The 14,730-nt window shown below is 40.8% G+C and carries 13 protein-coding genes; 6 read left to right on the top strand and 7 right to left on the bottom strand.

Going from position 1 to position 14,730, the window contains the following annotated elements; all coding sequences use genetic code 11:
* Positions 1 to 31: 31 nt before the first annotated feature.
* Both ACRZ9O_RS02145 and mtaB read left to right on the top strand, forming a co-directional pair.
* A complete protein-coding gene (locus ACRZ9O_RS02145; RefSeq protein ID WP_459455918.1) occupies positions 32 to 1,042 on the top strand; it encodes a glutamine synthetase beta-grasp domain-containing protein in 1,011 nt (336 codons plus the stop codon).
* A gap of 92 nt (positions 1,043 to 1,134) precedes the next feature.
* Complete coding sequence (gene mtaB, locus ACRZ9O_RS02140; RefSeq protein WP_459455916.1) at positions 1,135 to 2,445, top strand: tRNA (N(6)-L-threonylcarbamoyladenosine(37)-C(2))-methylthiotransferase MtaB; 1,311 nt, start codon at positions 1,135 to 1,137, stop codon at positions 2,443 to 2,445.
* 231 nt (positions 2,446 to 2,676) lie between these two features.
* Here the strand turns inward: mtaB and ACRZ9O_RS02135 are convergent, their stop codons facing one another.
* The 4 genes from ACRZ9O_RS02135 to ACRZ9O_RS02120 form a co-directional block, all read right to left on the bottom strand.
* Complete coding sequence (locus tag ACRZ9O_RS02135) at positions 2,677 to 4,023, bottom strand: ammonium transporter (RefSeq protein WP_459455914.1); 1,347 nt, start codon at positions 4,021 to 4,023, stop codon at positions 2,677 to 2,679.
* 27 nt (positions 4,024 to 4,050) lie between these two features.
* The gene (locus ACRZ9O_RS02130; RefSeq protein WP_459455913.1) at positions 4,051 to 5,193 is read right to left on the bottom strand and encodes a porin; all 1,143 of its coding nucleotides are present in this window, start codon (positions 5,191 to 5,193) and stop codon (positions 4,051 to 4,053) included.
* A gap of 234 nt (positions 5,194 to 5,427) precedes the next feature.
* Positions 5,428 to 5,751, bottom strand: coding sequence for a hypothetical protein (locus ACRZ9O_RS02125; RefSeq protein ID WP_459455911.1), 324 nt, complete (start codon positions 5,749 to 5,751; stop codon positions 5,428 to 5,430).
* Positions 5,752 to 5,809: 58 nt separating this feature from the next.
* Positions 5,810 to 6,157, bottom strand: coding sequence for a 4Fe-4S dicluster domain-containing protein (locus tag ACRZ9O_RS02120; protein ID WP_395617999.1), 348 nt, complete (start codon positions 6,155 to 6,157; stop codon positions 5,810 to 5,812).
* 112 nt (positions 6,158 to 6,269) lie between these two features.
* On the opposite strand from ACRZ9O_RS02120, the gene ACRZ9O_RS02115 reads away from it, so the two are divergent.
* Positions 6,270 to 7,265, top strand: a complete 996-nt coding sequence (locus ACRZ9O_RS02115; protein WP_459455909.1) for an acyl-CoA reductase — start codon at positions 6,270 to 6,272, stop codon at positions 7,263 to 7,265.
* On the opposite strand, the gene ACRZ9O_RS02110 is transcribed toward ACRZ9O_RS02115, so the two are convergent.
* Both ACRZ9O_RS02110 and trpS read right to left on the bottom strand, forming a co-directional pair.
* Positions 7,238 to 7,783: a phosphatase PAP2 family protein gene (locus ACRZ9O_RS02110; protein ID WP_459455907.1), complete on the bottom strand. Its 546-nt coding sequence runs from the start codon at positions 7,781 to 7,783 to the stop codon at positions 7,238 to 7,240. The two genes, ACRZ9O_RS02115 and ACRZ9O_RS02110, sit on opposite strands and share 28 nt — an antisense overlap.
* A 3-nt stretch (positions 7,784 to 7,786) precedes the next feature.
* A complete protein-coding gene (trpS, locus tag ACRZ9O_RS02105) occupies positions 7,787 to 8,758 on the bottom strand; it encodes a tryptophan--tRNA ligase (protein ID WP_459455905.1) in 972 nt (323 codons plus the stop codon).
* 119 nt (positions 8,759 to 8,877) lie between these two features.
* Here trpS and ACRZ9O_RS02100 point away from each other — a divergent pair, with 119 nt between their 5' ends.
* The 3 genes from ACRZ9O_RS02100 (at position 8,878) to trxA (ending at position 13,530) form a co-directional block, all read left to right on the top strand.
* A complete protein-coding gene (locus tag ACRZ9O_RS02100; RefSeq protein ID WP_459455903.1) occupies positions 8,878 to 9,561 on the top strand; it encodes a DUF2461 domain-containing protein in 684 nt (227 codons plus the stop codon).
* Positions 9,562 to 9,567: 6 nt separating this feature from the next.
* Positions 9,568 to 13,134, top strand: a complete 3,567-nt coding sequence (gene dnaE / locus ACRZ9O_RS02095) for a DNA polymerase III subunit alpha (protein WP_459455901.1) — start codon at positions 9,568 to 9,570, stop codon at positions 13,132 to 13,134.
* Between the two features lie 72 nt (positions 13,135 to 13,206).
* A complete protein-coding gene (gene trxA, locus ACRZ9O_RS02090) occupies positions 13,207 to 13,530 on the top strand; it encodes a thioredoxin (protein ID WP_395617993.1) in 324 nt (107 codons plus the stop codon).
* Here trxA and ACRZ9O_RS02085 read toward each other — a convergent pair.
* A complete protein-coding gene (locus tag ACRZ9O_RS02085) occupies positions 13,527 to 14,696 on the bottom strand; it encodes an aspartate aminotransferase family protein (protein ID WP_459455899.1) in 1,170 nt (389 codons plus the stop codon). The genes trxA and ACRZ9O_RS02085 overlap by 4 nt on opposite strands.
* Positions 14,697 to 14,730: the final 34 nt, after the last annotated feature.

Raw genomic sequence — 14,730 nt, 5'->3', positions numbered from 1 at the left:
GTATTTTTGTTTCAAAATCAAGTTTAAAATCATGGCTAAATCAAAATTAGAGTACATTTGGTTGGATGGCTACAAGCCAACGCAAAGTTTACGTTCTAAGACTAAAATTGAGAACAATTTTAGCGGCAAATTAGAAGACCTAGATATGTGGTCTTTCGATGGTTCTTCTACTCAGCAAGCGGAAGGTGGTTCTTCTGACTGTTTATTGAAGCCAGTTTATGTTTGCCCAGATCCAGCGCGCCGTGATGGTTATTTAGTAATGTGTGAAGTATTAAACGCAGATGGAACTCCACACGAGTCTAATGGTCGTGCTACAATTGATGATGATGATAATGATTTCTGGTTCGGTTTTGAGCAAGAGTATTTCCTTTGGGATCCAGAAACAAATAAGCCTTTAGGTTTTCCAGCAAATGGGTATCCAGAGCCACAAGGACCTTACTACTGCTCAGTAGGTGCAAAAAATGCATTCGGTCGTGAAATTATTGAAGAGCATATGGACTTGTGTATCGATGCAGGTTTAAATATAGAAGGTATTAACGCTGAGGTAGCAGCTGGACAATGGGAATTCCAAATGTTCGCTAAGGGTGCTAAACAAGCAGGCGATGAAATCTGGTTAGGTCGTTATATTTTAGAGCGTTTAGGCGAGAAATATGGTGTTGCAATCAACTGGCACTGCAAGCCTTTAGGAGAATTAGACTGGAACGGTTCAGGTATGCACGCGAACTTCTCTAATACGGTATTACGTACAGCTGGAAATAAGGAAGCATATGACAAAATTTGTCAATCATTCGCTCCATTTGTGAAAGAACACATTGAAGTGTATGGTGCTGACAATCACATGCGTTTAACTGGAAAGCATGAAACAGCTTCGATTCACGATTTCTCTTATGGAATCTCAGATCGCGGTGCGTCGATTCGTATCCCTATCGCAGCAGTAGAAAAAGGATGGAAAGGTTGGTTAGAAGACCGTCGTCCTAACTCAGCTGCAGATCCATATAAAGTGGCTGCTCGTATTATTAAGACGGTTAAAACAGCCAAATAAGAATACATTTATTAAGCATTTATATACTTTTATAGACAAGATGGCGGGTTTTCCCGCCATTTTTGTTTTACCTTTGCATCCTGATTTCAGGTATGAAAAAAGTCGCTTTTTACACTCTTGGTTGCAAATTGAATTTTGCCGAATCCAGCTCCATCGCTCGATCTCTCGAACCGATGGGTTTTATTCGTGCGGAGTTTCAGGATCATCCCGATTTGTTTGTCATTAATACCTGTAGTGTAACGGAACAGGCAGATAAGAAGTGTAAGAAAGTTGTTCGTGAAGCGAAGAAAGTTAATCCGAATTCGACGGTTGTAATTATTGGCTGTTATGCGCAGTTGAAACCCGAGGAAATTTCAGCTATTCCAGGTGTTGATTTAGTGTTAGGCGCGAATGAGAAGTTTCAATTGCCCTCCTTACTTCCACCCTATTTACATCGCGAATCTGCGGATTTGCCTAAGTTAATTGCCTCCGAGATCCGCTACGATCTCGATTACCATGCGTCCTATTCTGTGAATGATCGCACGCGTACCTTTTTAAAGGTGCAGGATGGCTGCGATTATCCATGTTCTTATTGCACGATTCCTTTAGCTCGTGGTCAATCTCGTTCGGATACGGTTGATAAAGTATTGGGTTTAATTGAAGAGATTTCTGCCAAAGGTGTCAAGGAAATTGTCCTGACCGGAGTAAATATCGGGGATTTTGGCATTCAAAACGGAAAGCGCGTCGAAACATTCTTCCAGCTTGTACAAGCAATTGAAGAGAAATCATCTATTCAGCGTTTCCGCATTTCATCCATTGAGCCTAATTTATTGACTTCTGAAATGATTGTGTTTTTAGGGGCTTCAACTAAGTTTGTTCCTCATTTCCATATTCCCTTGCAATCAGGATCGAATGCGGTTTTGCGTTTGATGAAGCGCCGCTATCAGCGAGAATTATACGTTGATCGCGTAACGTCCATTAAAGAAGTAATGCCCAATGCGTGCATCGGAGTCGATGTGATTGTGGGCCATCCAGGAGAAACGCCTGAATTATTTTTAGAGACTTATGAGTTTCTGAATGGTTTAAATATCTCCTATTTACACGTTTTCCCTTATTCTGAGCGTCCCAATACCTATGCGGTGGATATCAAACCCAAAGTGGATGGTATGCAAAAGGCGGAGCGTTCGAAGATGTTACATATCTTATCCGATAAAAAGCGTCGTGCTTTTTACGAGTCTCAAGCCGGTTTAAAAGGTCAGGTATTGTTTGAGGAATCGGCTGCTCCAGGCACGATGGAAGGCTTTTCTGAAAACTACGTTCGCGTAGTTGTACCTTTTGATCCCTTGCAAATCAATACCGTTCAGCAAGTGCGATATAAGTCGCTGAGTGAGACGGGTGAGATGTTAGGGGTGGTGTTAGAGTAGAGATTATAGAGTAGAGAGTATAGATTAGAGAGTATAGATTATAGTTTATAGAGTATAGATAAGGGGCATTAGCCCTTTTTTTATCTCCTCTCTATACTCTCCTATCTCTAATCTCACTTTTTTGTTTTTGATCACCGATCAAAAACAAAAAAGTCGGAAACCATAGGCCTCCGACTTTTTGATTGAAACAAAACCACAAGAACCATTACTTGCGGGTTTGTTGAAGTTGAATTACTCAGCTAGCGACTCGTCGTGTTGTGAGATATCCAATCCTAATCTTTCTTCTTCCTCATTTACACGTAACGGAATGATTTTGTCTGTAACGATCAAAAGGATATAAGATAAACCAAAAGCAAATGCTGATACAATTGCTAAGGCTAACAAGTGCTTAAAGAATAAAGAGGTTTCTCCGTAGAATAGTCCTTGCTCGGCAACTGCAGCATTAACAGCAGATGTTGCGAAAATTCCGGTCATTAACATACCGACCATACCGCCTAAACCGTGGCAAGGGAAAACGTCTAATGTATCATCTAAGTTTGAAGATGCTCTCCAGTGTGCTGCAATATTAGAAACAATGGCAGCAACAACTCCGATGAAAATTGCAACAGGAACAGTTACAAAACCTGATGCAGGTGTGATAGCTACTAAACCTACTACCGCACCAATACAGAAACCTAAGGCAGAAACTTTTTTGCCACGTGTAACATCAAATAAGATCCAAGATAAACCTGCAGCTGCAGCTGCTACGTGTGTTGTTGCGAAAGCGGTAACCGCTAAACCGTTTGCTCCTACTGCAGATCCAGCATTAAAACCGAACCATCCGAACCATAACAAGCCCGTTCCTAATAGTACGTAAGGAATGTTTGCTGGAGGCAAGATATTAGACTCCATGTGAGACTTACGACGACGTAAGTATAAAGCTCCTGCTAATGCAGCCCAACCTGCAGACATGTGAACAACAGTTCCTCCTGCAAAATCCAAAACGCCTAAGTTAAATAAGAAACCATCTGGGTGCCATGTCCAGTGTGCTAAAGGAGCATAAACCACTACACAGAAAAGAACCATAAATAGAACAAACGCACGGAAGTTAATACGCTCAGCTAAGGCACCAGAGATTAACGCTGGAGTGATAACGGCAAACTTCATTTGGAAAAATGCGAATAAAGCGAATGGAATAGTGAATTTTAATTGATCCGCTGATCCTAAAGATAATTTGTGATCAAATACGCCATTGAACATGAAGAATGTTCTAGGGTCTCCAATCCAGCCACCTAAAGAGTCACCGAACGCTAAAGAGAAACCGAATACAATCCAAATCACCGAGATAACTCCCATGGCGATGAACGATTGTAACATCGTTGAGATCACGTTTTTGTGATTCACCATTCCACCGTAGAAATACGCTAATCCAGGTGTCATCAATAATACTAAGCCAGAAGCTACAATCATCCAGGCTGTATCACCTGTGTCCAGGCCTTCTGTAGGCATTGTACCAGGAACTGAGGTCGTGAACAAGGCTAGTACAGCTACCGCTAATAATACTAATAACGGGATCCAAGTTGGTTTTTGTGTCGTCATGTTTTTAAATGTTAAGGGTGGATATAATTAAAACTTATAAATGAAGTGCATTCCTAAGGTAGTTTGTGATTTTTGATCTTTATCATCGCCATCAATGAATTGAGCTGTTTTATAAGAATCAGTGCGTAATTCAGGCTTGATTAATAAATGCCCTTCAGCTGCTGTAAAAGTAGCTGTTAAAGTGAATGAGCTAACATCAGTACCAGAACCATCCGCTGCACGTAGGGAACGAGCACCTGATGTGTTGTCAAAAACTTCGTAACGACCACCCATACTAAACTTATCAGTGAAAGCATAGTTTGAGTAAAGTGCAAAACCGCCCCACGTTTTGCTATCACCTACGTTTCCACCACCTTGGAAATCACCTGTTTGTGATCCATATGCAGCGTTAACTCCTAAAAGGTACTTAGGTGTGATTTGGTAAGATGTAGTTAAGTCTAACAAGTTATAGCTACCTGAATCGTCTTTTCCAGATGATAATGGAGCTGATTCATTTGAACTGATACCATTTACATACACATTCCATCCAGCAGCTGGTGAGGTGAATATTTGGTATATGAAACCTTTGGACGAATTGTTGTCATATAAATTATCCACATTGTTGACCAATCCAACCATGGCAGAAAATTTGTCAGAGAATGCGTAATTCGCTTTAGCACCAATGTGATAGAAAGGTCCATTGTTGAAGAGATTAGAAAGTGAATAGTTGTAATTAATGGGAGCGTCGATTACCTCATATCCGATATGAGTACCAAATTGACCCACAGTTAAGGTTAATTTGTCACTTGCTTTCCAGTTAAAGTAAGCTTGTTTGATGGCCAAAGCAGTACTTGCTTTTCCTGCTCCTAAAGGTCCGATCACGTTACCATATTGTCCAAGGTCAGCGTTAGGTCCGAAAGTTAAATCAACCACTACATCGGCAGATTTAGTAGCATATCCAAATTTCGTTTGGACAAGTCCTAATGAAAATTGATTTGACTTCTGGTCGAAAGCTCTTTCGTATCCAGAGGCTCCTAAGTTACTTCTGCTAGACGGGCTATTGAAATTCAACATATAGTATGAATCAATGTAACCTGAGAAAGAAAACTTGGGAGCTTCCGCTTCTTTTTCTTGGGAAAATCCACAAAATGCTGTTGCGGCAAATAGGGCTGTTAGGATCGTTTTTTTCATAAGGGCAATTGTTTAAGAGTAAATAATGCTTGATTACAATTCAAAGATGAAGCCTTAAATTGTACTTTCCAAATATTTGCAACAAATTTTTAACCTATTTTTTATCTTTTTGCAAAAAAAAGACAAAAAGTAGTTAAAAATTAAACCTTTAAATCGTGATTTTGCAAAAATAAAAATAAAATAGGGTTAAAATGAAACTTGCAATATTTGATTCTTAGAAAAATATAAAACTAGTCAAGAGTCGCTAGTCGGGAGTCGATTGTCTTTTTTAAAGAATAAAGCACAAAGCACAAAGAATAATGGTGGAATCGCCTTCGGCGATGGCCTTCTGAAATGAAAGAATAAAGCATAAAGAATAAAGTTGGAATCGCCTGCGGCGATGAACTCTTGAAATGAAAGAATAAAGCACAAAGCACAAAGAATAAAGGTGGAATCGCCGAAGGCGATGGCTTCTTGAAATGAAAGAATAAAGCACAAAGCACAAAGAATAAAGGTGGAATCGCCGAAGGCGATGGCTTCAGAAATGTATGGACATAAAAAATGGGGCCGAAGCCCCATCCTTATTTATTCTTTATGCTCTATGCTCTATAATCTAAATTAAAAGCGAAGCTTTTAATTATTCCGCATGCAACCACGCCTTCTTAGCTAACAAAGTCTCTTTATCCTCTTCGTGATCTGGATCTGGTACGCAGCAATCAACCGGACAAACCGCAGCACACTGTGGTTCCTCGTGGAAACCGGTACATTCTGTACATTTATCAGGAACTATATAATAAAATTCTTCAGAAACAGGTTCTACGGGTGCTTTAGCATCCATGGTAGATCCATCTTCTAATTCAATTTCTGTTAATGCAGTACCTCCAGCCCAAGTCCATTCGACACCACCTTCATAAATAGCTGTGTTAGGGCATTCTGGTTCACAAGCCCCACAGTTAATACATTCGTCTGTTATGATAATTGCCATACCAATGTTTTTGTTTGATTCCGCAATTTACGAACATAAATTTGAATAGTATATAATTTATATGGACTAACCGAAAATTTTTCGACCTTTGCAGGGTAAAATTCCTATAATTATGCCCAAGGCTTCCTTTTTGCAGCTTATTTCTTTTCTAAAGGCTTTTTTTTCTGATGAAACAAATCAGGATAAAATAGAACTATTTATAGATAGATCTGTAAATGAGAATCCTTGGTTCTCAGAAACCCTAGTTCGCCACGCAATGCAGGCGATTGAAGAGCAATTTTTTTCGGTTCATGCCTGGGAGGAATTTTATGTTAAACACCCGCATCAGGCACCTAATAAAAAGAATGTAGGTATAGTATTAGCTGGTAATTTACCTGCTGTGGGATTGCATGATGTTTTAATGGTCTTAGCCTCTGGACATCAAGCCTCATTGAAATTGAGTTCTCAAGATAAATCTTTGATGCAACTCTATGTATTAGCGATGCAGTCATTTGATGAAGCGGTTCCTGTTAGCATTATTGAGCGTTTGCAAGGAATGGATGCGGTTATTGCGACAGGAAGTGATTTCTCAGGAGGTTATTTTGCCCATTATTTCTCCACGATTCCTCACATTATTCGGAAGAATCGTAGTTCATTGGCTGTTTTAAAGGGTTCAGAGTCTCAGGATGATTTCAAAGGTTTAGCCCAGGACATCTTTACCTATTATGGTTTAGGCTGCAGAAACGTTTCGACGATTGCGGTTCCGGCGTCTTATGATTTAACTTCTTTATTCGATGAATTAACCAAGGAGACTTGGGTGTTAGATCATTCGAAGTACTCCAATAACTTTCAATACCACCGTACTTTGTTCTTATTGAATCAGATTCCGCATTTTGATTTGGGTAATCTATTAGTCACAGAGAATGATGATTTAGTTTCCCCCGTGGGTGTTTTATATGTGCATCGTTATTCAGATGAAGCTTCTTTACAAGCTTGGATTCAGGAGCGCGATGAAAAGATTCAATGTAAAGTAGGTATGGATATTGGTTTTGGCCAAAGTCAACACCCAGCCCTCGATGATTTCGCAGATGGAATCAATACTTATGATTTCTTGATTAACCTTTCATAGGCTTTAAATAACCCCCACGCCCCTATTCCGCCTACCAAAGCTCCTACGATTACATCGAGAGGATAATGGGCTCCAAGGTAGATTCTGCTATAAGAAACAATCGATGCCCATAGAACCAGGGCTACGCCAGCGAACTTATTCTTGGTCAATAAATAAAAACCGATAGCAATCGCGAAGGAATTCGCTGCGTGTGAAGAGCAAAAGCCATATTGCCCACCACATCCTGCCGGCAAATGAATCCACGATTGAAATGACTCGACGTGACAGGGTCTAAGGCGTTTGAAAAGGGGTTTCAGTAGACTGGAGCTGAATTGATCGGCGAAAACCACGGTTGATATTAAATAGATTATAGATTTCCAACATTCCGTTTTATACTGCTTGTATAGAAAGTATATCAGTATCCCATAGAGTGGAATCCAAGTCAATTTACCTGAAATGATTTCCATCGGTCCGTCTAACCAAGGCTGGTGAGCCTCGTTTATCAACTGAAATAAATGGGCATCCCAAGTAGGAAACATAGTTTAGAATTTAAATTCAGCGCGAATTCGAGCGATGGTGGCTTCAGCAATAGGTTGAACTTTCTTTTCGCCTATCGCTAATTTCTCTTCAATGATCTCTGGATGTGCGATGAAATAATCGAATTTCTCTCTCGCCTCCTTGAAATAGCCTAACATCAATTCGTGTAAGGCTTGTTTCGCATGACCATACCCATAACCACCCGCTTCGTAATTCGCGCGCATTTCTGCCACTTGTGCTGGGGAAGCCATTAATTGGTATAGTTTGAACGTAATATCGTTATCTGGATTTTTAGGTTCTTCTAATGGAGTCGTGTCTGTGACAATCTTTTTGATCTGCTTCAATAAATCCTTTTCAGGTAAGAAGATATCAATGTAATTGTTCAATGACTTGCTCATCTTAGCGCCGTCTAGGCCCGGAATGGTCATCACCTCTTCGTTGATACGCGCTTCGGGTAAGACGAAAATATCTTTGTTGTAGCGCTTATTTACGGAATTCGCGATGTCGCGGGTCATTTCGATGTGCTGTCTTTGGTCCTTTCCTACGGGTATGATTTGTGCATCATACAAAACGATATCAGCCGCTTGTAAGACTGGATAGGTAAATAAGCCAGCGTTTACATCGGATAATTTATCCGATTTGTCCTTAAAGCTGTGCGCATTCGCCAGCATAGGAAAAGGCGTAAAGCAATTCAAATACCACATTAATTCGGTGTGGTAAGCGGCTAATTTAGACTGGCGGTAGAAGAAATTTTTCTCTGTATCAAAGCCAAAAGCCAGCCAAGCTGCCGCAATCGACAAGGTATTGCTGCGGATACTTTCGCCGTCCTTTAAGGAAGTTAAGGTGTGTAAGTCTGCAATAAATAAAAAGGAATCATTGCCGGGTTGCTTTGAAAGTTCAACCGCTGGCATAATTGCACCTAAAATATTACCCAAATGGGGCTTTCCTGAGGCCTGAATGCCCGTTAAGATCCGCATAGCTTTTCTAAATAATTTATGCAAAAATCAGGAAAATAGACCATAACTCCAAGCGATTTGTGCTTGGGCATTCGAGCTAAATTTGCTAAATTCGTTTTTGCAATTTCATCCCCGATTTCATGTCCCTCTCTCCTAGCCTTTTGGCCTTTTTGCGTGACCTCCGTGTGAACAACACGCGGGAATGGTTTGCAGAAAACAAAGCTGTTTATGAGCTAGAGAAAAAAGGATTTGACGTTTGGACGACTGAGTTGATAGCTGAGTTTGCGGATTTCGAGAATATGGATGGCGTTTTATTGAAGCATTGCTCTTACCGTATTTACCGGGATGTCCGATTCTCTATAAATAAGGAACCTTACAAGACTTGGTTTTCGGCTAGTTTCTCAGAAGGTGGCCGAAAGTCTGGTTTGATGGACTATTATGTGCATATTGAACCCAATGGCGCGTCTTTTTTGGGTGGAGGTATGTATTCACCTACGCCAGAACAATTAGCGGCTTTTCGCCAAGAAATAGATTATAATGCGGCTGGATTGCGTAAGATTATACGGAATTCTGATTTTGTTGCCGTTTTTGGGGAGGAAGTGGGAGAAAGTCTGGTTCGAATTCCAAAGGGATTTGAGGCAGATCATCCAGACGCTGAATTACTGAAGAAGAAACAATTGTTTTTCTGGAAGAAATACACGGACAAAGAACTTTGTTCTCCGGGTTTTACCAAACAATTGATTTCGGATGCCAAGGTATTGAAGCCCTTTTTGGACTTCTTAAATGCCGTATTTTTTGAAAAAGAACCATTTATAAAAGAATAAACCCCTATGCAATTTTCGCATTTGCACAACCATTCCCAGTTTTCCCTATTAGATGGTGCGTCTAAGATTTCGTCTATGTTCAAAAAGGCGAAGGAAGATAATATGCCAGCGGTAGCGATTACGGATCACGGGAATATGTTTGGGGTATTTCAATTTGTAGCCGAAGCGGGTAAGCAAGGGGTAAAACCGATTGTGGGTTGTGAGTTTTATCTCGTGAATGATCGCCACAAGCAAGTTTTTACGAAAGAGTTAAAGGATAAGCGCTATCACCAATTGTTCTTAGCGAAGAATCCAGAAGGCTACCAGAATTTGGTTAAATTATGTTCTTTAGGCTTCATGGAGGGCATGTATTCCAAATACCCTCGAATTGATAAGGAATTGGTTTTAAAATACCACAAAGGCTTAATTGCTACGACTTGTTGTTTAGGGGCTTCCGTACCACAGGCGATATTGCGTGATGGCGAAGAAGCGGCTGAGAAGGAGTTTAAGTGGTGGTTGGATTTGTTTGGCGAAGATTATTACATCGAGGTACAGAATCACTTTATTCCGGAGCAGCAGACGGTGAATGAGGTCTTGTTGCGTTTTGCGAAGAAGTATAATGTGAAGGTGATTGCGTCGAATGATAGTCATTATTTGGACCAAAAAGATGCCAACGCACACGATATTTTACTGTGTATCAATACTGGAGAAAAGCAGTCCACTCCTACCTACAAGGATATTGAAGGCGATTTTGATATGAAAGGAAAGCGTTTTGCTTTCTATAATGATCAATTTTACTTTAAGACGACGGAGGAAATGACCAAACTTTGGTCACACGTACCTGAGGCGATTGATAATACAAATGAGATCGTAGACAAAGTGGAGACACTGAAACTTACGAAGGACGTGATGCTGCCTAATTTCCAAATCCCGTCTACTTTCTTGAGTCAGGATGATTATTTAGAGCACATCACGATGGAAGGTGCAAAAAAGCGCTATGTTGATATTGATCAGGTGGTGGAAGAGCGTTTGCGCTTTGAGTTGCACACGATTCGGACGATGGGTTTTGCGGGTTATTTCTTAATTGTGGCCGATTTTATTCAAGCTGGTCGTGATTTAGGTGTTTATGTGGGGCCAGGTCGTGGATCCGCGGCGGGTTCTGTGGTGGCTTATTGTTTGGGAATCACGAACATTGACCCGATTAAGTATAACCTCCTTTTTGAGCGTTTTTTGAATCCAGATCGGAAGTCCTTACCCGATATTGATACGGACTTTGATGATGAAGGCCGCCAAAAAGTCATTGACTACGTCGTAGATAAATACGGCAAAAACCAAGTAGCCCACATCGCAACCTATGGAACGATGGCCGCGAAAATGTCCATTAAAGATGTTTCTCGTGTATTAGACCTCCCCTTGCAGGAATCCAATGCCCTTGCGAAATTGGTTCCAGAGAAACCGAAAATTACACTAGACCGTATTTTTAATGCGGCTTTAACGGGGGACAAAAGTCTAGCTGATAAAGAAGGCCTAAATTCTGATGAATTGGAGCAGGTAAAAGAGTTGCGTCGGATTAAGGAAGCAGGCGGTTTACCTGCCACTGTGATTGAAAATGCCCTTGTTTTAGAGGGCTCTGTACGAGGTACAGGTATTCATGCGGCGGGTATCATCATCGCTCCGTCTGATTTAACGGATATTTTGCCAGTTGCTACTTCGAAAGATGTGAGTCTATTGATTACGCAATACGACGGTTCGGTGATTGAGAATGCTGGTGTAATTAAGATGGACTTTTTGGGCTTAAAAACCCTCTCCATCTTGAAAGAGGCCGTTCGCTTGATCAAGCAGAACCACAATGAGACGATCATCTTGGATGATCTTCCTTTGGACGATAAAACAACCTACGAATTATACCAAAGAGCCGAAACGAACGGTACCTTCCAATTTGAATCTCCTGGGATGCAGAAACACTTGCGTGATCTGAAGCCCGATCAATTCTCGGATTTGATTGCGATGAATGCCTTGTTCCGTCCAGGTCCTATGGTCTATATTCCGAATTACATTGCACGTAAACACGGTAGAGAGAAGATTGAATACGATTTGCCAGAAATGGAGGAATATTTGAGCGATACGTACGGGATTACAGTGTATCAAGAGCAGGTAATGCTTCTCTCCCAGAAGCTCGCGAATTTTACGAAAGGCGACGCCGACGTACTTCGTAAGGCGATGGGAAAGAAGGACAAAGCCACCATCGATAAGATGAAGGGTAAGTTTATGGAAGGTGGTGAGGCGAATAATCATCCGGTGGATAAATTGGATAAGATTTGGACGGACTGGGAAGCTTTTGCTCAATATGCCTTTAACAAATCGCACTCAACTTGCTATGGCTTAGTCGCTTACCAAACTGGTTATCTAAAAGCGAACTACCCTCCTGAGTTTATGTCGGCGGTGCTTTCGAATTCTTTGGGTAACATCGAGAAGATCACTTTCTTTATGGATGAGTGCAAGCGAATGGGCTTAAGTCTATTAGTTCCAGATGTGAATGAATCGTCTCGTTCTTTTGCGGTGAATAAGAAAGGCCAAATCCGTTTCGGACTAGCGGCTATAAAAGGCGTAGGCGAAGCAGCGGTAGATGCCATTGTAGAAGAGCGCATGAAAAATGGTGAATACAAAGATATTTTTGATTTTGTATCACGTATTAATATTCGTCAAGTCAACAAGAAGAGTTTAGAGTCGTTGGCTTTTGCAGGTGCTTTTGACTGCTTCCCTGAAGTGCAGCGTTCGCATTATTTTGCGTTAGATCCACAAGACAATACGAATTTTATTGAGAAAATAGTTCGTTATGCTTCGAAGATGGCAGAATTGAAGGCGCAAGCTACGGCCTCGCTTTTTGGTGAATTAGGTGCAGGAACAGGTAATGACATTGCTCAGCCCCGTATTCCTACCTCAGCACCTTGGTCGGTTATGGAGCAGTTGAAGAATGAAAAAGAAGTGGTGGGTGTATATATTTCTGGGCATCCTTTGGACGATTACAAAACCGAAATTTCTAATTTCTGTAATTCAAATACGGGTCAATTGGAATTGCGTCCGAATGTAGCTCAGACGTTTGCTGGAATTGTAACTAAAGTCAACGTAAGAACCTCTGCAAACGGTAATCAGTTTATGATTTTTACGATTGAGGATTATGCAGGTAATTATGAGTTTGCTTTATTTTCAAAGGATTACATCCAGTTTGAGCGTTTTATTGCGTTAGATCGCTTACTTTTCATTCAAGGATCATTTCAGTTAAAGAATCGTCACATGGACCAAATGGTCTTCAAGATTCAATCCATTGAATTATTATCAGAAATTTTATCAGATCGAACAAAAGAGATCAAATTGCGTTTAGATTTAAATAGATTAAATCGTCCACAATTAGATTTGTTAGAGGAAACCTTAGAGCGAAATAAGGGCGATAAGAAGTTAACGATTGAGGTGTTTGATGAGCAAGAGAAAATAGGGATGGATTTTTTATCGCGTAAAATGCAGGTTTCTATTACAAAAAGCCTGATTTCTGAGTTGCGAGAGCTTGAAAATGTGGCGTTTAAATTAATTTCTTAAATTTATTTATCGGGGAACTAATTGTTCTGCCGGTTTTGTTTTAATTTTGAATTTTATAAAATATATCAAACAATGGGAAAATACGTAGAGGCAACAGATGCTAATTTTCAAGAGTTAATCAGCACTGACACACCAGTTTTAGTAGATTTTTGGGCAGAGTGGTGTGGCCCATGTAAAATGATCGGACCTATCGTGGAAGAGTTAGCGGGAGATGTAGAAGGACAAGCGATTGTAGCGAAAATGAATGTAGATCAAAATTCAGCTGTTCCTGCTTCTTTAGGTATTCGCTCTATTCCTACTTTAATGGTATTCAAAAAGGGAGAAATGGTTGAACGTTTAGTGGGTGGAAATATCCCTAAGTCAGTTTTAGCTGAAACTTTATTAAAGCACGCTTAATTTTTAAGCGAATAGACTTTATCCATAGCCTGTAACAAGATGTTGCAGGCTATTTTTATTTCCTCCTCTGTAATAGTCAATGGCGGTGCAATGCGAAGGGAATTATCACAGAATAAGAACCAATCGGTTATTAAACCATTCTGTATACATTCATCGATTACTGCCTTCACCGTCCTGAAGTCTTGCATTTCCACTGCTAGCATAAATCCAATGCCTCGCACTTCCCTTATAATAGGATGTTGTAAGAGACTTTTGAATAGATCGCTTTTCGCAGGTATTTGATCCATTAAGTGCTCCTCTAAGATATAGCGCAAGGTGGCTAAAGATGCCGCACAGGAAACTGGATGCCCCCCAAAAGTAGTGATATGTCCTAAAACCGGTTCGAAACTCAAGGTTTTCATTAGAGTTTCGTTCGCTAAAAATGCACCTATTGGCATTCCCCCGCCCATTCCTTTCGCCGTGAGAAGTATATCTGGAACGATATTCATAGGCTGGAAAGCCCAGAACGTACCCGTTCTCCCAAAACCCGATTGAATCTCATCTACCATCAACAAGGTACCTGTTTCATCACATCGTTTGCGTAATGCCTGGAAATAAGCGGCTGGTGCCGTTTTTACTCCGGCCTCCCCTGCTACGATCTCGATTACTACTGCGGCTGACTTTTCCGTTATTTTAGTTAAGTCCTCAACGACGCCATGGTGGATATGACGAATATCTGGTAATAAGGGACGAAAAGCATTTTTGAAGTTCTCATCCCCTGCGATAGATAAAGCCCCTTGGCTAGCACCGTGGTAAGCATTAAAACAAGAAATGAATTCAGTTCTGCCAGTATAGCGTTTAGCTAATTTCATCGCTCCTTCGACAGCCTCCGTTCCAGAATTTGTGAAATAGACTTGGTTTAAGTGCTCAGAACCGGTGGATTTAACTAACGCTTCTGCGAGTTGCACTTGGGGACTTTGTATATATTCTCCGTAGACCATCAAGTGCATATAGGCGTCTACTTGATCTTTTATGGCTTTAACGACGGCTGGATTTCGATGTCCAACATTCGATACGGCAATTCCAGAGATCAAATCCATGTAAGATTTTCCCCTAGCATCGTACATATACACGCCTTCCGCTTTGGTTATTTCTAGTGCCAAAGGTGCGTCCGAGGTGGGCGCCATAAATTTCTGGAAGAGCTGTCGATGCGTGAATCCC

It is taken from the genome of Aquirufa sp. HETE-40SA, assembly GCF_054558635.1.
This window is presented reverse-complemented; position numbering and strand designations above follow the sequence as displayed.

Coding starts and splice junctions, on each gene's coding strand:
- ACRZ9O_RS02145 (WP_459455918.1), top strand. CDS start 32: ATGGCTAAATCAAAATTAGAGTACATTTGGTTGGATGGCTACAAGCCA.
- mtaB (WP_459455916.1), top strand. CDS start 1,135: ATGAAAAAAGTCGCTTTTTACACTCTTGGTTGCAAATTGAATTTTGCC.
- ACRZ9O_RS02135 (WP_459455914.1), bottom strand. CDS start 4,023: ATGACGACACAAAAACCAACTTGGATCCCGTTATTAGTATTATTAGCG.
- ACRZ9O_RS02130 (WP_459455913.1), bottom strand. CDS start 5,193: ATGAAAAAAACGATCCTAACAGCCCTATTTGCCGCAACAGCATTTTGT.
- ACRZ9O_RS02125 (WP_459455911.1), bottom strand. CDS start 5,751: ATGGGGCTTCGGCCCCATTTTTTATGTCCATACATTTCTGAAGCCATC.
- ACRZ9O_RS02120 (WP_395617999.1), bottom strand. CDS start 6,157: ATGGCAATTATCATAACAGACGAATGTATTAACTGTGGGGCTTGTGAA.
- ACRZ9O_RS02115 (WP_459455909.1), top strand. CDS start 6,270: ATGCCCAAGGCTTCCTTTTTGCAGCTTATTTCTTTTCTAAAGGCTTTT.
- ACRZ9O_RS02110 (WP_459455907.1), bottom strand. CDS start 7,783: ATGTTTCCTACTTGGGATGCCCATTTATTTCAGTTGATAAACGAGGCT.
- trpS (WP_459455905.1), bottom strand. CDS start 8,758: ATGCGGATCTTAACGGGCATTCAGGCCTCAGGAAAGCCCCATTTGGGT.
- ACRZ9O_RS02100 (WP_459455903.1), top strand. CDS start 8,878: ATGTCCCTCTCTCCTAGCCTTTTGGCCTTTTTGCGTGACCTCCGTGTG.
- dnaE (WP_459455901.1), top strand. CDS start 9,568: ATGCAATTTTCGCATTTGCACAACCATTCCCAGTTTTCCCTATTAGAT.
- trxA (WP_395617993.1), top strand. CDS start 13,207: ATGGGAAAATACGTAGAGGCAACAGATGCTAATTTTCAAGAGTTAATC.
- ACRZ9O_RS02085 (WP_459455899.1), bottom strand. CDS start 14,696: ATGGCGCCCACCTCGGACGCACCTTTGGCACTAGAAATAACCAAAGCG.